The 18,374-nt window shown below is 64.3% G+C and carries 15 protein-coding genes, 1 other RNA gene and 1 riboswitch; of the genes, 7 read left to right on the forward strand and 9 right to left on the reverse strand.

Annotated elements, in window-relative coordinates; genetic code table 11:
- Positions 1–10: 10 nt before the first annotated feature.
- The 3 genes from GGR61_RS19000 to moeB all read left to right on the forward strand — a co-directional run bounded on the left by GGR61_RS19000 (position 11) and on the right by moeB (position 2,376).
- Entirely contained in the window at positions 11–868 is an 858-nt protein-coding gene (locus GGR61_RS19000; protein WP_221237458.1) for a hypothetical protein, read from the forward strand.
- Positions 869–958: 90 nt separating this feature from the next.
- Positions 959–1,033: non-coding RNA, sX9 sRNA (locus tag GGR61_RS19005), on the forward strand.
- Positions 1,034–1,176: 143 nt separating this feature from the next.
- Positions 1,177–2,376 (forward strand): molybdopterin-synthase adenylyltransferase MoeB, encoded by a 1,200-nt coding sequence (moeB, locus tag GGR61_RS19010; protein WP_184623333.1) that lies wholly within the window; start codon positions 1,177–1,179, stop codon positions 2,374–2,376.
- A gap of 114 nt (positions 2,377–2,490) precedes the next feature.
- On the opposite strand, the gene glp is transcribed toward moeB, so the two are convergent.
- From glp to ndk, 8 genes are all read right to left on the reverse strand, one after another.
- Positions 2,491–3,711 (reverse strand): gephyrin-like molybdotransferase Glp, encoded by a 1,221-nt coding sequence (gene glp / locus GGR61_RS19015; protein WP_184623335.1) that lies wholly within the window; start codon positions 3,709–3,711, stop codon positions 2,491–2,493.
- A 169-nt stretch (positions 3,712–3,880) separates the two neighbouring features.
- Positions 3,881–5,278, reverse strand: a complete 1,398-nt coding sequence (gene der / locus GGR61_RS19020; RefSeq protein ID WP_184408513.1) for a ribosome biogenesis GTPase Der — start codon at positions 5,276–5,278, stop codon at positions 3,881–3,883.
- Positions 5,279–5,288: 10 nt separating this feature from the next.
- On the reverse strand, positions 5,289–6,506 hold the full coding sequence (bamB, locus tag GGR61_RS19025) for an outer membrane protein assembly factor BamB (protein WP_184408514.1): 1,218 nt from the start codon (positions 6,504–6,506) through the stop codon (positions 5,289–5,291).
- Positions 6,506–7,144 carry a tetratricopeptide repeat protein gene (locus GGR61_RS19030; protein ID WP_184623337.1) on the reverse strand — a complete coding sequence of 213 codons (639 nt, stop codon included), beginning with the start codon at positions 7,142–7,144 and terminating at the stop codon, positions 6,506–6,508. Before GGR61_RS19030 ends, bamB begins: the two co-directional genes overlap by 1 nt.
- Positions 7,145–7,214: 70 nt before the next feature.
- Entirely contained in the window at positions 7,215–8,075 is an 861-nt protein-coding gene (locus GGR61_RS19035) for a RodZ domain-containing protein (protein ID WP_184408516.1), read from the reverse strand.
- Positions 8,072–8,860, reverse strand: coding sequence for a type IV pilus biogenesis/stability protein PilW (gene pilW, locus GGR61_RS19040; protein WP_184408577.1), 789 nt, complete (start codon positions 8,858–8,860; stop codon positions 8,072–8,074). The genes GGR61_RS19035 and pilW overlap by 4 nt, the downstream gene beginning before the upstream one ends.
- Before the next feature lie 10 nt (positions 8,861–8,870).
- Positions 8,871–10,076: a 23S rRNA (adenine(2503)-C(2))-methyltransferase RlmN gene (rlmN, locus tag GGR61_RS19045; protein WP_184623339.1), complete on the reverse strand. Its 1,206-nt coding sequence runs from the start codon at positions 10,074–10,076 to the stop codon at positions 8,871–8,873.
- 18 nt (positions 10,077–10,094) lie between these two features.
- Positions 10,095–10,520 (reverse strand): nucleoside-diphosphate kinase, encoded by a 426-nt coding sequence (ndk, locus tag GGR61_RS19050; RefSeq protein WP_184408518.1) that lies wholly within the window; start codon positions 10,518–10,520, stop codon positions 10,095–10,097.
- Between the two features lie 216 nt (positions 10,521–10,736).
- Between ndk and GGR61_RS19055 the strand changes: the two genes are divergently transcribed.
- The 4 genes from GGR61_RS19055 to GGR61_RS19070 all read left to right on the forward strand — a co-directional run bounded on the left by GGR61_RS19055 (position 10,737) and on the right by GGR61_RS19070 (position 16,792).
- The gene (locus tag GGR61_RS19055) at positions 10,737–11,369 is read left to right on the forward strand and encodes a TetR/AcrR family transcriptional regulator (RefSeq protein WP_184408578.1); all 633 of its coding nucleotides are present in this window, start codon (positions 10,737–10,739) and stop codon (positions 11,367–11,369) included.
- A 25-nt stretch (positions 11,370–11,394) separates the two neighbouring features.
- Positions 11,395–13,767: a 3-hydroxyacyl-CoA dehydrogenase/enoyl-CoA hydratase family protein gene (locus GGR61_RS19060; protein ID WP_184623341.1), complete on the forward strand. Its 2,373-nt coding sequence runs from the start codon at positions 11,395–11,397 to the stop codon at positions 13,765–13,767.
- A 163-nt stretch (positions 13,768–13,930) separates the two neighbouring features.
- Positions 13,931–15,136 carry an acetyl-CoA C-acyltransferase gene (locus tag GGR61_RS19065; protein ID WP_184408520.1) on the forward strand — a complete coding sequence of 402 codons (1,206 nt, stop codon included), beginning with the start codon at positions 13,931–13,933 and terminating at the stop codon, positions 15,134–15,136.
- 173 nt (positions 15,137–15,309) lie between these two features.
- Positions 15,310–15,385, forward strand: a riboswitch (Fluoride riboswitch).
- Between the two features lie 84 nt (positions 15,386–15,469).
- Positions 15,470–16,792: a voltage-gated chloride channel family protein gene (locus tag GGR61_RS19070; RefSeq protein ID WP_184623343.1), complete on the forward strand. Its 1,323-nt coding sequence runs from the start codon at positions 15,470–15,472 to the stop codon at positions 16,790–16,792.
- A gap of 42 nt (positions 16,793–16,834) precedes the next feature.
- Here the strand turns inward: GGR61_RS19070 and GGR61_RS19075 are convergent, their stop codons facing one another.
- Positions 16,835–18,121 carry a replication-associated recombination protein A gene (locus tag GGR61_RS19075; RefSeq protein ID WP_221229217.1) on the reverse strand — a complete coding sequence of 429 codons (1,287 nt, stop codon included), beginning with the start codon at positions 18,119–18,121 and terminating at the stop codon, positions 16,835–16,837.
- Between the last annotated feature and the right edge of the window lie 253 nt (positions 18,122–18,374).

Here is an 18,374-nt window from a genome sequence, read left to right on the forward strand (position 1 = left end):
TCCAGAGTTCATGAAGCAGCCGCAGAGTTTTTGGGCGCTGGTTCGCACGCTGTCAGAAAAACTGGGATACACGAACAGGGCAGTCTGGGGAGCGCCCAGGGGTTCCAGCACAGTGAAGGTTCACACCGTTGAACAGATGGCCGCAGGGCTGGCTAATCTGGGACTCAATCCGTCACTGGTACTGTTCAATGGTCGCCCAACCGAGCTGGGCACGCGACTCCAATACTACTTCTCCTATCGCGCCTGTGCTCTCATCAATGAGGTGGAGCCTAACCTCATGGACGGCCCTGCAGCCAGGGCACTCTTTGACCAATTGTATGCACGCGTGAACCCGCCGAGGTGCTGCCCAATCCCAATGAACAAGCAGAGGGGCGCGATGGCCGCCCCAGCCTTTCTGACGGGCTTGGTCAATATGCTGGTGTATGAAGCCATTGGCAACGCGGTGTGCGACTACGCACCAGGCCAGTTGACAACCTTCACTCGTAATGGCGTCCCGCTACGCACTCTGGCCCGCCGCGTTGATGGCGCCTTTCCTTCGGCGGTCAATCCCATAGCAGTATGGGAAATCAAAGAGTATTACTACACCACTACCTTCGGTAGCCGTGTCGCCGATGGCGTGTATGAAACATTGCTGGACGGTCTTGAACTTGATGAGTTAGAGCAGAACGAGCAAGTGCGGGCCGAACATGTGCTAATTGTGGACTCTCACTTTACTTGGTGGGTATGCGGAAAATCTTATTTGTGTCGCATGATCGATATGCTGAACATGGGACTTGTGTCTGAAGTGATCTTCGGCCGCGAAGTCGTCGATCGCATGCCGATCCTGGCACGTGGGTGGATGGAAAAAGCACACTTCGCGCAATATTGATGCGCGAACCTCAATTATTTTAGTTCTTGATCCAAGAACGGCAAATAAAATTACTGCGCAGCCGACATGCCGGCGCGTTCGGTGCCCGGAATGTGCGCCCCGTACTTTCCGGCTCCTTGGGGCCGTCCGTACCCGCCTGACGACTGCTGGCTAAGCTTTTTAGCTACCCTAAACCAGACTTGGAGGGACGTCGCGGTTTTCCAGCATTGCGGAGCTGCCTCAGCGTGCTCTGCTGCCCTTCATACCACCTGCAACGATCTGACAGCAGCAAGCTGCCCGGCGTCGCCAATCTGGCAAAGCCGAGCCTGATGCCAATGCCCGCGCACCACACTGCCCGGCGTTCGACTTTGCGCGACAATATGCCCATGAGCAGCCATCATCTCTCCGCCGCCGACGCCCGCGCGCTTGCGCTGCAAGGCGCCTTGCTGATCGACATCCGCCAGCTGCACGAGCGTGCCAGCGGTCAGGCCGAGGGCGCGTTGGCGATTGCGCAAAACGATCTGGAACTGGCGCCTGCGCAGCACTTGCCCGAGCAGACCCGCGCGATCGTGTTGATCTGCCAGAGCGGCAAACGCTCGGCACACACCGCCGATTTGTTGCGGGCGCAGGGCTACACACGGGTGTCTTCGGTCATCGGCGGCACCACCGCATGGGCGAGCGACGGCCTGCCGCTGGTGCGCCCGACGCTTCCCGCAGACGAACAGGACTTTCTCGAACGTTATTCGCGCCATCTGCGCCTGCCACAGGTTGGGGTCGCCGGTCAGCAACGGCTGGCACGCTCGCGCGTTCTACTGATCGGCGCGGGTGGGCTTGGTTCGCCGACTGCCTTTTATCTAGCCGCCGCTGGCGTCGGCCATCTGCGTATCGCCGATGACGATCTGGTGGACCGCAGCAATCTGCAACGCCAGATCCTGCACACCGAAGACAGTGTCGGCGTTGCGAAGGTCAGCTCGGCGGCGCAGCGCATCGCCGCACTCAATCCGCGCGTGCAGGTCGAAGCACTGCAGACACGCGTCACCGCCAGCAATGTCGAAGCACTGCTGCAGGACGTGGATGTGGTGGTCGATGGAGCCGACAACTTTCCTGCGCGTTATCTACTCAACGATGCCTGCGTCAAGCTCGGCAAGCCGCTGGTCTACGGCGCCGTGCAGCAGTTCGAAGGGCAGTTGAGCGTGTTCGATGCCGGCCGCAATCGCGGCCACGCGCCGTGTTATCGCTGCCTGTTCCCCGAACCGCCGCCGCCGGAATTTGCACCCAGCTGTGCCGAGGCCGGCGTGCTCGGTGTGTTGCCCGGGGTGATTGGCCTGTTGCAAGCCACCGAAACAATCAAGTTGCTGCTGGGCGTTGGCGACAGCCTGGCCGGCCGCCTGCTCAGCTTCGACGCGCTGGCGATGCGTTTTCGCGAGATCCGCCTGCCACCCGATCCGCATTGCCCGGTCTGCGCGCCCGGCGTTGCATTTCCCGGTTATGCCGATTACGCCGTGTTCTGCGGCAGCGCCATCGGCTGAGAGCGGCGATCTGCACATGCGCCGGTGGATATGGTTGACGCTCGCAGCATCGCCCCACACAGGCACTGCAGACGGCAAGCGCATGACGAGATCTGTCTCTAACGCAACCAGCGATCAAAGCGCATAGGGAATCACGCGCACGATCTCGCCTGCCTCGAAGCGCCGCGCCTGCTCCGGCAGCACGATCAAGGCATTGCTGTCGGCGGCACCGCGCAGCAGATGCGATGCATCGCCACGATGCGGCAGCGCAGTCAGACGTCCGTCTTCGCCGCATTGCAATCGCCCACGCAGAAACTCCAGGCGTTCGTGGCGTTTTTCCCAAGCGCTCGCCAGCGCCGCATGCCATACCGGACGCGGCTCGCTACGCCCTTGCAAGCCATCCAGCAACGGCACGCCGTAGGCGATCAACGTCGCCAGCACCGAGACCGGATTACCGGGAAGACCAAGCACCAGACAGCGGCCGATCTGCCCCAGCACCGCCGGCATGCCCGGGCGCATGCGCACACGCCAGAAATGGATGCGGCCGAGTTCGCCGATCAGCTGCGGCAGATAGTCCTTTTCGCCAGCCGACACGCCGCCACAGGTAATCACCACATCGAATGCCGCCGCCGCGTCTTCCAGCATGGTGCGAATGCGCTGCGGATCGTCCGGCAAGGTCGGCCATGCGGTTGGCGCATATCCCAATGCGCGCAACTGCGCCATCAGCATGTCGCGGTTGCTGTTGTAAATCTGCCCCGGCCCCAGCGGCATGCCCGGCTCCACCAACTCATCGCCGGTGGCCAGCACCGCAATCGTGGGCCGTGGCGCCACCGCAAGCCGCGATACACCAAGCGCGGCCGCCAGCCCGATCCGCGCCGGCGTCAGCACCTGGCCGGTCTGTATTACCAGATCACCAGCACGCACATCGCTGCCGGCCAGGCGCACAGCCGCACCCGATACAGGCGTGCTACTGAAGCGCACCACGCCGTCGCGCGCATCGGCATCTTCCTTTGGAATCACGGTATCGGCGCCATCGGGCAGCGGTGCGCCCGTGGTGATGCGCAGGCACTGACCCGCACGCAACGTGCCGGTCCAACGTTCGCCAGCGAATTGTTCGCCGACCAGTTGCAACGCCGCATCGCCGCCAGCGACATCGGCATGCCGCAACGCAAAGCCATCCATCGCGCTGTTGGCGAACGGCGGCAAGGCCAGCGGAGCAATCAGATCGGCAGCGGAAATCCTCCCATCGGCGCGCGAGGTGGCGATGGTCTCATCGGGCGGACGGCTATTGGCCGCAACGGTTCGCAGGATCTGCAGCGCCTGCGCGTAGGGAATGCGGGAGGGATAATCGTTCATGGCGCGAAGGATACCAGCGCGCCACGGTGGCCCCGAGCGACGACCCGCAAACAGCCTCGCTGTGATCAGACAGAGGCAACCATCATCGATGACCCGACCACGCTGCAGTACTACAGGCGCAACCACCGGTCTGCACCTGGCGATAGCTCGCCAGGCGTGATCTTCCTGCCTACTTGCCTTTGACGTGCCGCATCAAACGCCGCTTGCGCGCGACCTGACGCTCGGAGAGCGTGTTCTTCTTGCCCTCGAACGGGTTGGCACCTTCGCGGAAGATGAAACGCACCGGCGTGCCAACCAGCTTGAAGCGCTTGCGGAAGAAGTTTTCCAGATAGCGCTTGTACGACTCCGGCAGCACCTTCAGGCGCGTGCCGTGCACGATGAAGGTCGGCGGATTGGCGCCACCCGGATGCACGTAACGCAGCTTGGAAACATGGCCACGGATGCTCGGCGGCGGATTGGTCTCGTAGGCGATTTCCAGCGCCTGGTTGACTTCGCTGGTGCTGAATTCGTGCGTGGCCGAGGCGTGCGCGCGATGGATCGCCTGGAACAGCTCGCGCATGCCCGAGCCGTGCAACGCGGAAATCCGCACCGCCTCGGCCCAGCTGACGAAGCCCAGCTTGCGCGACAGCAGGTCTTCGGCCTGCGCCCGCTGATAATCGCTCTGCCCGTCCCACTTGTTGATCGCCACCACCAGTGCACGACCGGCATCCAGAATCGCACCGAGAATGGTCGCGTCCTGATCGGTCACGCCTTCGCCGGCATCGAGCATCAGCACCGCGACCTGGCATTGCTCGATCGCCTGCAGCGTCTTGAACGCGCTGAATTTCTCCACCGCTTCCTCGACCTTGCCACGGCGACGCAGACCGGCCGTATCGATCAAGCGGTACTGGCGGCCATCGCGGTCCATGTCCACCGCGATCGAATCGCGCGTGGTGCCCGGCACTTCCGAGGCGATCATGCGCTCTTCGCCGAGCAGGCGATTGACCAGCGTCGACTTGCCCACATTCGGGCGGCCCACGAAGGCGATGCGCACGCGCGCCGGGTCGGTATCCAGCAGCTCGCCGGCACCTTCCTCGGGCAGGCGTGCGCCGACTTCCTCGAGTAGTTCGTCGATGCCCTGCCGATGCGCGGCAGACAGTGCCACCACATCGGAGAAGCCATAGCGCGCGAATTCCGAGCGCACAGTGTCTTCGTCGGTGCCGTCGATCTTGTTGATGACCAGTACGGTCGGCCGCGCCAACTTGCGCAGCCAGGCCAGGATCTCGTCGTCGAGCGAAGAAGCGCCTTCGCGTCCATCGACCACGAACAACACCAGATCGGCTTCGCCAGCGGCAGCGCGTGCCTGACGCGCGGTGGCGCCGGCCAGGCCTTCCTCGTCGCCGGCGATACCGCCGGTATCGACGACGATGAAGGGGCGCTCCTCGTCGAGACGACAGACCCCGTAGTTACGGTCGCGGGTGACGCCGGGCTGGTCGTGGACCAGCGCGTCACGGGTGCGCGTCAGCGCATTGAAGATGGTGGACTTGCCGACATTGGGCCGTCCAACCAGGGCGACCAGGGGCAGCATCGCAAGGTCCTTATTGTGCCAACCGGAAGGCGGTGAGATCGCCGTCGGTGTTTTGTACCAGCAGAATGCCATCGACGACCACCGGCTGCGCCAGCAGCGTGTCGCGTCCAGCGCGAGCGCGCGCGGCCAGTGCACCGTCGCTGAGTTTCAGCCAGTGCAGATAACCCTTGTAATCGCCGACCACGGCGTAATCGCCCTGGATGGCCACTCCGGTCAGCGAGCGGCGGGCCAGCGCAGCCTGCGACCACATCGCCGCACCGCTGCTCTTGTCCAGGCCCCACACCGAACCGGCATTGTCCGAAACCACCACCATGCTGGAAGACACGCCGACACCGCCGGCGCCGCCGTGGTCGCGCGTCCACAGCGGACGACCGCTGGGGCCTTCCAGTGCGAGGGTCTCGTTCTTGAAGCTGGTCGCATACAACGTGGTGCCGTCCAGCACCGGTGCGCCGTCCACATCGGACATGCGCTCCAGCTCGGTACGACCTTCCGGCACGCCGATGGCCTGTTCCCACAACGGGCGGCCGTCCTGCAACGCCAGGGCGCTCAAGGTGCCGCTGTCGTTACCGACGAACACCACGCCCGGGCCGGTGACGATCGGCGCATTGCCGCGCACCGACAGGGTCGGGCCTTCTTCGGCATGGAACCAGCGACGCTCGCCGGTTGCGGCGTCGAAAGCACTGACGCGACCATCGTTGCTGCGCACCAGCACCAGGCTCTGTGCAATGGCCGGTGCGGCGATCACTTCGTTGGGCACCTTGGCGCGCCATTTTTCAGTGCCGTCGGCCTGGTTCAACGCAATCACGTCGCCCGACAGCGTACCGATCACGACCAGGCCTTCACCTACGCCGGGACCACCGGACAGGCGTTGCTTGAACTTGCGATCGTTACGCTCTTCTTTCTTGGGCTTGTATTCCCACACGCGCTTGCCGGTCTGCAGGTCCAATGCCTGCACGCCGCCGGTGATCGCCGAGGCATACACCTTGCCATCGGCCACGGCCGGACGCTGACGCACGCCGATATGACCTTCGCCCTTGCCGACGCCGGTGGACCAGAGTTTGTCGACCTTGACCGACGGCTCGAACTTGACCAGCTCGGCAGGTTCCTGCGCCTTCTTGGCTGCAGCGTCCTTCCCGGCAAACCAGCCCTTGACCGTGCTGCAACCGGCTAACGACATGCCCATCAGGGCGATCAACGCAATGCGCTTGTACATGGTGTCCTGCTTCATCAAATCTGCTCCGCCGGATCGGGCACTTTGCCGCCCACATCCATCAGCTTGGTTTCCAGCAACCGGCGCTGCGGCGAGGCCACATCCACCGTGGTCAATGCCTTGGCGTACAACGCACGCGCTTCATCGGTCTTGCCCTGCACGACCAGCGCATCGGCGCGGATCTCCAGGCTGCTGTGATCCTGTGCATCGGCCAGCAGCTTGATCGCCTCGTCGGGCTTGCCGCTTTCGGTCAGCACACGTGCCAGACGCTGCTGCACGATCTGCTTGAGCTCGCCTTCGGCCGGTACGTCGCGCAGGGTCTTGATCGCTTCGGAATGCTTGCCAGCGTCCACTTGCGCCTTGGCCAGTCGCAGCGCCGCCAGCTCGGCGTAGATGCCGCCCTTGCCGTCGTCGAGTGCCACGATGTCCTTGGCCGCCTTGTCCAGGTCCTTGCCCTGGATCGACTTCACCACTGACTCGTAACGGGTGTTGGCTTCCACCAGTGCGGTGTTGGTGTGCTTCTGCCACCACTGCCAGCCCAGGATCAGTGCCAGACCCACCACGACGCCGCCTAACAGCCCTGCGCCATTCTTTCTCAACCAGGAACGAACGCGTTCGCCTTGTTCGTGTTCGTCCAGCAGATCGTCGATCGCCATGCGTACTCTCGCTCCGTCATCCCGGAGGCGCGGAACATCAAAAGGGGAAAATGAAAAACCGCAGTCCGCTTCACTCGGAAGCAGGTACCACGGAGCCGTCGGAGGATACCGCAAAACGCGCCACATTAGCGCGCTGGAAAGGTTTCACATCGACGATACTGCCGCCTTGCTGAACCTCTACCGCCGAGGCATTGCCCAGCACGATGCGCCCTACCTGACCGGGCGTGTAGCTACGCTGCTCGCCGGCATGGATCAGGGCTTTTTCGACCGCCGTGCCATCCGGTGCCAGGATCTGCACCCAACTGTCGCCGCTGAACCGCAGCGAGAGACTGCCGTGCTTGGCAGGATCGGCCGCAGGAACTTCGGTTGCGGTGTCGCCGCGCGGCACCGGCGTCATCGACGCGATATACGGCGCCGGCTGTTCGCGCGGCACGGCGGCCGGTTGCGCTGCGGCATCCGCCGGCGTTCCGGCCTTGGTTGTCTCCGGCATGCTGTCCAGCGAGACCGTGCTGGGCGCGCCGCCGTCCAGATGCGAACGGGTGGCATACCAGACCGGCACCGCGAACACGCAGGTGATGACCACATACATCGCCTTGCGCGCGGTGCTTTCAATAATGCGGCGTGCACGCGGGGTATGGGTGTGGCTGACCAGCTTGACCGGCTCGATCGGCGCGATGGTCGCCTGTTGCAGCAATGGCGCCAGATCGACCTGCAGCAAGCGGGCATAACTGCGCAACTGGCCGCGCACGAAGACCGGCGCGCCCAGGCGCTGCCATTCTTCCTGCTCCAGCGAACGCACCACATGCGTGGGCATGTGCAGCTTGCCGGCGACATCGTCAAGACTCAGGCCTGCTGCCTCGCGCGCTTCGCGCAAATGCTGTCCACAGCCCTTTTCCTGCTCGAAAAGGTTCGGGTTGGAATCACTGGTCACAATGCATTGGCCCCGGAGTTAGCGGTCGCTGCGTCAGGGAATTCCTTGACCAACCGCTGTTGATAACGGCCGGCAGCTACCTTGTCGCCGAGCCCTTGCTCAATCTGAATGGCGAGTTGTAACACGGAAGCAGTTGCCGGTGCAGCCGCCAGACGTCGTTCGATAAATGCACGCGCTTCAAAATAATTGCGACGCCCCGCTTCGGAGCGCGCCATCGATTCGAGCGCATACGCGTTGGTTGGATCCAGCTCGAGCGCTTTGCGCAGGTCGCTGACCGCGCGCTCGGGCTGGCCCGCCTTGAGTGCGCAGCCACCGGCGTTGCCGAGCGCGGAGGCTGGAGATGCGTAATTTCTGTCGGCCAAGGCGCGATCGAACCATGTCAGCGCCTCGGCAGGTGAACCGTTCGCGCACAGCCACGCACCATAGTTGTTCAACACATCGCCACGTTGCGGGGCCAATTCTGCGGCCCGCCGATACGACGCGCCCGAGCCAGCCGTATCGCCCCTGGCACCCTGGATCAAGGCCAGCATGCCGATGGCATCTACCGATTGCGGATCCTTCTTCAAGGCCGCGCGTACCTGCTGTTCGGCGCCGACGTAATCGCCGGTCTGCAGCCGGTTGCCGGCCAGACCGAGCTTTTCCTGCACGGCCAGACGGTCTTTGGTGGCGCTGCTGTCGCGGAACGAATAGATCGGCGCGACTTCTTCCACGCTCTTGACCGAGCCGGCCTTGGCATTGCGACCGCCGCAGCCGACCGCACTGAGCGCGATCGCCACGGCCGCCATTAACGCGAGATCACGCTGCCGCATCTCGATCGGCCTGCCCTTCCAATGTGCGGCGGAATTCCGCCTGGCGACGGGTACGGTCCATGACCTGCCCCTTGAGCTGCCCGCATGCCGCGTCGATGTCGTCGCCGCGCGTGCGGCGGACCATCGTCAGCACCTGCGCGTCGAGCAGGATCTTCTGGAATGCGCGGATCTCCGTTTCGCCCGAGCGCTCGTAGCGCGTGCCCGGGAACGGGTTGAACGGAATCAGGTTGACCTTGCCGGCGTCCTTGGACTGCACCGCATTGTCGAACTGGCGCATCAGCCGCGCCAACTGGCGCGCATGCTCCGGCTGGTCGTTGATGCCCCTCATCAAGGTGTATTCGAACGTCACCGAGTCGCGCTTCTTGTTGCCGCGCAGATAACGCGCGCACGACTCCATCAACTCGGCGATCGGGTATTTCTTGTTCAACGGCACCAGGCTCTCGCGCAGCGCGTCGTTGGCGGCATGCAGCGAAACGGCCAGCGACACATCGCTCTCGGTCGAGAGCCGGTCGATCATCGGCACCAGGCCAGAGGTCGACAGCGTCACCCGCTTGCTGGCCAGGCCATAGCCCAGATCGTCGCGCATCACGCTCATCGCGCGCACGACGTTGTCGAAATTCATCAGCGGCTCGCCCATGCCCATCATCACCACATTGGTGAGACGGCGTTGCTGGTGCGGCACGTTGCCCAGATGGCGTGCGGCCACCCACACCTGCCCGACGATCTCGGCGGTGGTGAGGTTGCGATTGAAGCCCTGGGTGGCGGTCGAACAGAAGGTGCAGTTCAAGCCGCAACCGACCTGGGAGGACACGCACAGCGTGCCGCGACCCTTGTCGGGGATGTAGACGGTTTCGATCGCATTCTTGCCGTCGGTGCCCATGGCCAGCAGCCATTTGTGGGTGCCGTCGGTAGAAGGCTTGTCGAACACGACATTCGGGACGAGGACCTCGGCATGCTGGTGCAACTTCGCACGCAATGCCTTGCCGAGGTCGGTCATCTGGTCGAAATCGGTGACGTAGCGATGATGGATCCACTTCATCACCTGATGGGCACGGTAACGCGCCTCGCCGAGCGTGTCGGCAAAGAAGCGCTCCAGTCCCTCGCGATCGAGGTCGAGCAGGTTCTGCTTGCGCAGGTCCGGGGCACGGACGGGAACGTCCTGCAGCACGGAGGGGATCACGACCTCATTCACGATTCGACTCTCTCGGCCTCAGCGCGAGACCACTTCAGTAGCGGCAAAGAAATACGCGACTTCGTTGGCAGCGTTCTCGACCGAATCCGAGCCGTGGGCGGCGTTGGCATCGATCGAATCGGCGAAGTCGGCGCGGATGGTGCCCGGCGCAGCGTCCTTGGGATTGGTCGCGCCCAGCAGGTCGCGGTGTGCGGCAACGGCGTTATCGCCTTCCAGCGCCTGGATCATCACCGGGCCGGAGATCATGAACTCGACCAGCGCGTTGAAGAACGGACGCTCGCGGTGCACCGCGTAGAAGCCTTCGGCTTCGCGGCGCGACAGCTGCTTGTACTTGGCGGCAACGACCTTCAGGCCAGCCTTCTCGAAGCGGCTGTAGATTTCGCCGATGACGTTCTTGGCAACGGCGTCGGGCTTGATGATGGACAGGGTGCGCTCCAGCGCCATGGGAAGATCTCCGTTGGGCGGGCCACTGAAGACCCGAGGTTAACATGAAAAAAACCCGCGTCAAAACGCGGGCTTAGGCTTCTTTGCGATGGTCAATTCTATCTCTTTGGCATTGGATTTGCACACCGCCCCCTGAATCGTGCTGCGTTGCCGCATGACCCGCCTGCCGGCAGCCCGTAGACTCAAACAATCGTTTGATTGAGTTCCACCCAGCGCATGGTCAAGCCCGCCCACTTCTCCACCAAGGACCGCATCCTCGGCGCGGCCGAGGAGCTGTTCGCCCAGCATGGCTTCGCCGGGACCTCGCTGCGCCAGCTGACCACCCAGGCCGACGTCAATATCGCAGCGGTCAACTACCACTTCGGCTCCAAGGAAAACCTGGTCAACGAGGTCTTTCGTCGTCGTATGGACGAAATGACCGCAGCCCGCTTGCAACAGCTGGAGACCGCCAAGCGCCTGCACCCCGGCGAACTGACGCCGGTGCTGGCCGCGTTCGTCGAGCCGGCCCTGGCGATGGCGCAGGACCGCCAGAACGGTGGTGCGTTCGTGCGTGTGATCGCACGCGCCTACGCCGAAAAGAACGACAACCTGCGCAAGTTCCTGTCCGACCACTACGGCCATGTGCTGCGTGAATTCGGCAAGGCCATTGCCGCATGCGTGCCGGGCCTGAGCAAGGAAGAGCTGTACTGGCGGCTGGATTTTCTGGCCGGTGCGCTCACCTACGCCATGGCCGACTTCGGGCTGATCAAGCGCCCGGCCGGCGTCAGCGAGGCCGACCATCGTGCGCGGGCCGCGCGCGAACTCATTCGTTTCGCGGAACCCGGTTTCCGCGCTCATTCCACACAGTAAACGTTCGACCAAGAGGCTAATTGCTATGTCCAATCCGTTGCTAGTCCGTCGTGCCGCCGTGCTCGGTGCCGGCGTCATGGGCGCGCAGATCGCCGCGCATCTCACCAACGCCGGTGTCGACACCGTGCTGTTCGACCTGCCCGCCAAGGAAGGTCCTGCCGACGGCATCGTGCTCAAGGCCATTGCCAACCTCGGCAAGCTCAGCCCTGCCCCGCTCGCCAGCAAGGCCTTGGCCGAGGCGATCACGCCGGCCAACTACGAAAGCGGCCTGGAGCAGTTGCGCGATTGCGACCTGATCATCGAAGCGATCGCCGAGCGCATGGACTGGAAGCAGGACCTGTACAAGAAGATCGCCCCGTTCGTGGCCGATCACGCCGTGTTGGCCTCCAACACCTCGGGCCTGGGCATCAACAAGCTCTCCGACGTGCTGCCCGAGCAACTGCGCCACCGCTTCTGCGGCGTGCATTTCTTCAACCCGCCGCGTTACATGCATCTGGCCGAGCTGATTCCGGCCAAGGGCACCGACAAGGCCGTGCTGGAAGGGCTGGAAAGCTTCCTGGTGACCACGCTCGGCAAGGGCGTGGTGTATGCGAAGGACACCCCCAACTTCATCGGCAACCGTATCGGCGTGTTCTCGATCCTGTCCACCATCCACCACACCGCCGAGTTCGGCCTGGGCTTCGATGAAGTCGATGCGCTGACCGGTCCGCTGGTCGGGCGCCCGAAGTCGGCGACCTACCGCACCTCGGACGTGGTCGGCCTGGACACCATGGCGCACGTGATCAAGACCATGGGCGACACCCTGCCGGACGATCCGTGGCATCAGTATTTCAAGTCGCCGAAGTGGCTGGAGGCGTTGATTGGCAAGGGCGCGCTCGGCCAGAAGGTCGGTGCCGGCATCTTCCGCAAGGTCGGCAAGGACATCGTGGTGCTGGACCTGGAGAAACAGGATTACAGAACCGCCGATCGCAGCGCTGCACCGGAAGTGATCGAGATCCTCAAGATCAAGAATCCGGCCGAAAAGTTCGCCAAACTGCGCGAAAGCCAGCATCCGCAGGCGCAGTTCCTGTGGGCCAGCTTCCGCGACCTGTTCCACTACAGCGCCTTCCATCTGGCCGACATCGCCGAGACTGCGCGCGACGTGGATCTGGCGATCCGCTGGGGCTACGGCTGGTCGCTTGGCCCGTTCGAAACCTGGCAGGCCGCCGGCTGGAAGCAGGTGGCGCAGTGGATTGCCGAAGATATCTCCAACGGCAAGAGCATGAGCAGCGCACCGCTGCCGAATTGGGTGTTCGATGGCCGCGATGGCGTGCATGCGGCCGAAGGGTCGTACAGCCCTGCGCGCGACGCCAAGCTGCCGCGCTCGGCACTGCCGGTCTACAAGCGCCAGCGCTTCCCCGATCCGCTCCTGGGCGAGCAGTTCTCGCCGGGCGAGACGGTGTTCGAAAACGATGGCGTGCGCATGTGGCACGACGGCGACGACATCGCGGTGGTCAGCTTCAAGACCAAGATGAACACCGTGTCCGATCACGTACTCAACGGCTTGCAGGACGTGGTTGGCCGCGCCGAGAAGGACTTCGCCGGGCTGGTGATCTGGCAGCAGAAGGAACCCTTCTCCGCCGGCGCCGATCTGGCTGGCGCGCTGGGCCTGCTGCAGGCCGGCAAGGTGGATGCGTTCGAAGCCTTGGTCGCCAACTTCCAGGCCACCAGCCAGCGCATCAAGTACGCGCAGGTCCCGGTGATTTCGGCCGTGCGCGGCCTGGCGCTGGGCGGCGGTTGCGAGTTCCAGATGCACAGCGCCAAGACCGTGGCCTCGCTGGAAAGCTACATCGGTCTGGTCGAGGCCGGCGTCGGCCTGCTGCCGGCCGGCGGCGGACTGAAGGAAATCGCCGTGCGCGCCTCGCAAGCCGCGGGTCCGGGCGGCGATGTGTTCGCCGAACTGAAGAAGACCTTCGAAACCATCGCGATGGCCAAGGTCTCCAACTCGGCGGTCAACGCCCAGGAACTGGGCCTGCTGCGCGGCACCGACAAGGTGGTGTTCAACAGCTTCGAGGCGCTGCACATCGCCAAGGCCGAAGCGCGCGCGCTGGCCGAGGGCGGCTACCGCGCCCCGCTGCCGGCACGCCGCATCCAGGTCGCCGGCGACGTCGGCATCGCCACCTTCAAGATGCTGCTGGTCAACATGCTGGAAGGCCGCTTCATCAGCGAATACGACTACGAAATCGCCACCCGCATCGCCACCGTGATGTGCGGCGGCGAAGTCGATCGCGGCGCGCTGGTCGACGAGGAATGGCTGCTCAAGCTGGAGCGCAAGCACTTCGTCGAACTGGCCCAGCAGGAAAAGACCCAGGCGCGGATTGGGCACATGCTCAAGACGGGTAAGCCGCTGAGGAACTGAGATTCGGGATTCGGGATTGGGGATTCGTAACAGCGGCTCCCCTGCCCTCCAACATTCTCGCCTCCACCAAATTCATCCGCCGGGCAGGACACATTCGGGCATCGGGATTCGCTTTGACGAATCCCCAATATCGAATCCCCAATCCCGGCTATCGGAGATAGCCATGAGCAAGCAGATTCAAGAAGCCTACATCGTTGCCGCCACGCGTACGCCGGTCGGCAAGGCGCCCAAGGGCGTGTTTCGCAATACCCGTCCCGACGACATGCTGGCGCACGTGTTGCGCGCGGTGGTGGCGCAGGCGCCGGGTATCGATCTGTCGCGGATCGACGATGCCATCATCGGCTGCGCGATGCCCGAGGGCGAGCAAGGCATGAACGTGGCGCGCATCGGCGTGCTGCTGGCCGGCCTGCCCAACACCGTGGCTGGTCAGACCATCAATCGTTTCTGTTCGTCCGGCATCCAGGCCATCGCAATGGCGGCCGACCAGATCCGTCTGGGCAACGCCGACCTGATGCTGGCCGGCGGCACCGAGTCGATGTCGATGGTGCCGATGATGGGCAACAAGGTGGCGATGTCGCCAAGTGTGTTTGCCGACGACCATGTGGCCATTGCCTACGGCATGGGCATCACCGCCGAAAAGGTCGCCGAAGAATGGAAGGTCTCGCGCGAAGATCAGGATGCATTCGCGCTGGCCTCGCATCAGAAGGCGATTGCAGCGATCGCGGCGGGCGAGTTCCGCGACGAGATCACCCCGTACGAAATCCTCTCGCATCAACCTGACCTGCAAGGCAACGTCATCGCGCTGCGCAAGCGGCTGGTCGACACCGATGAAGGCCCGCGCCCGGATAGCTCGCTCGAAGGCCTTGCCAAACTGCGCCCGGTGTTCCGTAACGGCCAGTTCGGCGGCAGCGTCACCGCCGGCAATTCGTCGCAGATGAGCGATGGCGCTGGTGCGGTGCTACTGGCCTCCGAGCAGGCGATCAAGGATTACGGTCTGACCCCGCTGGCCCGCTTCGTCAGCTTCTCGGTGGCCGGCGTGCGCCCGGAAGTGATGGGCATCGGCCCGATCGCCGCGATTCCCAAGGCGCTCAAGCAGGCCGGCCTGACCAAGGACCAGATCGACTGGATCGAGCTCAACGAAGCCTTCGCTGCACAGGCGTTGGCGGTGATCCGCGATAGCGAGCTGGATCCGTCCAAGGTCAACCCGTTGGGCGGCGCGATCGCGCTTGGCCACCCGCTCGGCGCGACCGGCGCGATCCGTGCTGCCACGCTGGTGCACGGCCTGCGTCGTCGTCAACAGAAGTACGGCATGGTGACCATGTGCATCGGCACCGGCATGGGCGCGGCGGGCATCATCGAGGCGCTGTAAACCGCGCAGCCAGCGGCCCGGCAGCGACTGCCGCTGCGATGGCCCGGAATGGATTGGAGCGCGCGCGCTCCAATCCACTGTCTCCGACCGATCCATTGCCGTCGGCAAGCGGACCGCTTGTCGGGCTATGCCACAAGGCAGCGGCTGGACACCCAAGCGGTGCGGGATTATTCTGACCTCTCGGAGATGGCGTTCCTCCGCGCTGTACCATCAACCGTAGCGATCGCTACTGATGACGCCTACAAGAACTCTGGCCCGGCCAGGGATTGTAGGCGCGTCTCTGCTCACAACTCCCTGCCGTGCCAGCCCTCACGTCCCGAGCGACAGGCTGCCATGTCCAGATTCCGCCTTCCCGAGTATTTCGATCTTTTCCTACAGCTTGCCAAGTGGCTGGCGATCGCCAGCGTGGTGGGCGTCCTGGCGGGTACGGCGTCGGCGCTGTTTCTGCTGGCGCTGGAGGCGGCGACCGCCTGGCGTGAAAGCCATGCATGGGTACTCTGGCTGTTGCCTGTGGCCGGATTCGGCGTTGGCCTGGTCTATCACTTGCTGGGCAAGGACGTGGACGCGGGCAACAACCTGATCATCGACGAAATCCACGATCCCCGGAAAACGTTGCCGCTGCGCATGGCGCCGCTGGTGCTGGGGGGCACGGTGATCTCCCACTTGTTCGGCGCCTCGGTCGGGCGCGAGGGCACGGCGGTGCAGATGGGCGCGGCGCTCGCCGACCAACTGACGCGCGTATTCCGTCTCCTGCACCAGGACCGGCGCCTGCTGCTGATGGCCGGCATCAGCGCCGGTTTCGCCTCGGTGTTCGGCACGCCGCTGGCGGGTGCGATCTTCGGGCTCGAAGTCCTGGTCATCGGCCGCTTGCGTTACGACGCGCTGTTGCCTTGCACGGTGGCCGCGATCGTGGCCAATCAGGTGTGCCTGGCCTGGGGCATCCACCACACGCACTATGCGATCGAGCGCATCGTGCCGGTCGGTGTCGGCAGCGTATTGGCGGTGATGACGGCCGGCGTGGTGTTCGGCCTGGTCGGCAGGCTGTTCGCCACGGCCACGCATCGCCTGGGTCAATCGGTCAAGCAGGCGATCGCCTATGCGCCGCTGCGGCCCCTGCTGGGTGGCGTGGTGATTGCCCTGGCGGTCTGGCTGCTGGGCACGCAGCGTTACATCGGGCTGGGCATCCCGGAGATCGTGCGCGCCTTCCACGAACCCATGGCACCCTGGGATTTTCTCGGCAAGGCCTGCTTCACCGTGGCGTCGTTGGCCACCGGCTTCAAGGGTGGCGAGGTCACTCCCTTGTTCTACATCGGCGCGACCCTGGGCAACGCACTGGCGCCCCTGCTGCAACTGCCGTTCTCGATGCTGGCCGGGCTGGGCCTGGTCGCGGTGTTCGCCGGCGCGTCCAACACCCCGATCGCCTCGACGCTGATGGCGGTCGAACTGTTCGGCGCCGACATCGCCCCCTTTGCCGCCGTTGCCTGTATCACCGCCTACCTGTTCTCCGGCCATCGCGGCATCTATCACGCGCAGCGCATCGGCGATGGCAAGCATCATCGGCGTAGCATCGGTCCGGAAGACACCGCACGGCATGCCGACCTGCCTGCGGCGGACTCGCAGCGCAGCGCCGCCGCGGACCACGACAACAGGCAGTGAGTCGCTGCGGTCGTGGCGGCAGCCGCTCGAGCTGCCGCTGCGCTAAGTGCCTGCCCTGCCCTTGTCGGCGCGCGCCTGCGCCCTGGCCTCGCGCAGGCGATCGAGCTTTTCCTTGAGCTTGATCTCCAGCCCGCGCGGCACCGGGGTGTAATAGACCCGCTCGCCCATTGCATCCGGAAAGCCGGTCTGGTCCAGCGCGATCCCGCCTTCGGCATCGTGGTCGTATTGATAGTCCTGACCGTAGCCGAGCGTCTTCATCAGCTTGGTCGGCGCATTACGCAGATGCAGCGGCACTTCTTGCGTGCCGGTGGCGCGCACCTCGGCCTTGGCCTGGTTGAAGGCCGCGTAGCCGGCGTTGGACTTGGCGGTGCTGGCCAGATACAGCACCAGTTGCGCGAAGGCCAGTTCGCCTTCCGGGCTGCCGAGACGCTCGTAGATATCCCAGGCCTCCAGCGCCATGCTCTGCGCGCGCGGATCGGCCAGGCCGATGTCCTCGATCGCCATGCGGGTCAGCCGCCGCGCCAGATAGGCCGGATCGCAACCGCCGTCGAGCATGCGGGTGAGCCAGTACAACGCGGCATCGGGATTGGAGCTGCGTACCGACTTGTGTAGCGCCGAGATCTGGTCGTAGAACTGCTCGCCATTCTTGTCGAAGCGGCGGGTGCGGTCGGCCAGCACCTGCAGCAGCGTCTGCGGGGTGATCTCACCGCCCTCGCCGCTCGCCAGTTCTGCGGCGATCTCCAGCAGCGTGAGCGCCCGCCGCACATCGCCGTCGGCCGCGCTGGCGATTTCCAGCAGCGAGGCATCGCTGACCTGGATCGTCTCCTGCCCTAGCCCACGCTCCGGATCGTGCAGCGCGCGCTGCAAGGCCTCGACGATGTCCTGCGGCGAAACGCCTTCCAGCACATGCACGCGGCAACGCGATAGCAATGCCGAGTTCAATTCGAACGAGGGATTTTCGGTGGTCGCGCCGACGAACAGGATCGTGCCGCGCTCGATATGCGGCAGGAACGCGTCCTGCTGCGCCTTGTTGAAGCGGTGCACCTCGTCGACGAACAACACCGTGCGGCGACCGCTGGCGAAGCGCTGCGCAGCTTCGGCCAGTACCTGGCGTACCTCGGGCAAACCCGACAGCACCGCCGAGATCGCCTTGAACTCGGCATCGGCATAATGCGCCAGCAGCAGCGCCAGGGTGGTCTTGCCGCAGCCGGGCGGGCCCCACAGGATCATCGAATGCACGCGGCCGGATTCCACAGCGCGTCGCAACGCGCTATCGGGCGCCAGCAGTCGCTTCTGCCCGACCATTTCGTCGAGGGTGCGCGGACGCATGCGCTCGGCCAGCGGACGCAGATGCTCGCCGTCTACGCTGAGCAGATCGGCTTCGGGAGCGATGGGGAGCTTGGTTCGTGCCACGGGTCATTGTATCGCGTCAGCCAACGCCCTTCTGCGAAGAAGGCCGCTGGCTGCGCGGATGCTGCAAGCGAGGGCTAGAGCGTGTTATGAACTTTGCTCTTGTCACGCTAACGTATGCGGATGAAGCCTCGTAAGCCATATCCGACCGATATCTCCGACGAAGAATGGG

It is taken from the genome of Xanthomonas sp. 3058, assembly GCF_014199765.1.
Lineage (GTDB): Bacteria > Pseudomonadota > Gammaproteobacteria > Xanthomonadales > Xanthomonadaceae > Xanthomonas > Xanthomonas campestris_B.

Bases quoted from the DNA above. Each gene is read 5' to 3' on its own strand.
- GGR61_RS19000 (WP_221237458.1), top strand. From the start codon at position 11: ATGAAGCAGCCGCAGAGTTTTTGGGCGCTGGTTCGCACGCTGTCAGAA.
- moeB (WP_184623333.1), top strand. From the start codon at position 1,177: ATGCCAATGCCCGCGCACCACACTGCCCGGCGTTCGACTTTGCGCGAC.
- glp (WP_184623335.1), bottom strand. From the start codon at position 3,711: ATGAACGATTATCCCTCCCGCATTCCCTACGCGCAGGCGCTGCAGATC.
- der (WP_184408513.1), bottom strand. From the start codon at position 5,278: ATGCTGCCCCTGGTCGCCCTGGTTGGACGGCCCAATGTCGGCAAGTCC.
- bamB (WP_184408514.1), bottom strand. From the start codon at position 6,506: ATGAAGCAGGACACCATGTACAAGCGCATTGCGTTGATCGCCCTGATG.
- GGR61_RS19030 (WP_184623337.1), bottom strand. From the start codon at position 7,144: ATGGCGATCGACGATCTGCTGGACGAACACGAACAAGGCGAACGCGTT.
- pilW (WP_184408577.1), bottom strand. From the start codon at position 8,860: ATGGCGGCCGTGGCGATCGCGCTCAGTGCGGTCGGCTGCGGCGGTCGC.
- ndk (WP_184408518.1), bottom strand. From the start codon at position 10,520: ATGGCGCTGGAGCGCACCCTGTCCATCATCAAGCCCGACGCCGTTGCC.
- GGR61_RS19055 (WP_184408578.1), top strand. From the start codon at position 10,737: ATGGTCAAGCCCGCCCACTTCTCCACCAAGGACCGCATCCTCGGCGCG.
- GGR61_RS19060 (WP_184623341.1), top strand. From the start codon at position 11,395: ATGTCCAATCCGTTGCTAGTCCGTCGTGCCGCCGTGCTCGGTGCCGGC.
- GGR61_RS19065 (WP_184408520.1), top strand. From the start codon at position 13,931: ATGAGCAAGCAGATTCAAGAAGCCTACATCGTTGCCGCCACGCGTACG.
- GGR61_RS19070 (WP_184623343.1), top strand. From the start codon at position 15,470: ATGTCCAGATTCCGCCTTCCCGAGTATTTCGATCTTTTCCTACAGCTT.
- GGR61_RS19075 (WP_221229217.1), bottom strand. From the start codon at position 18,121: ATGCGTCCGCGCACCCTCGACGAAATGGTCGGGCAGAAGCGACTGCTG.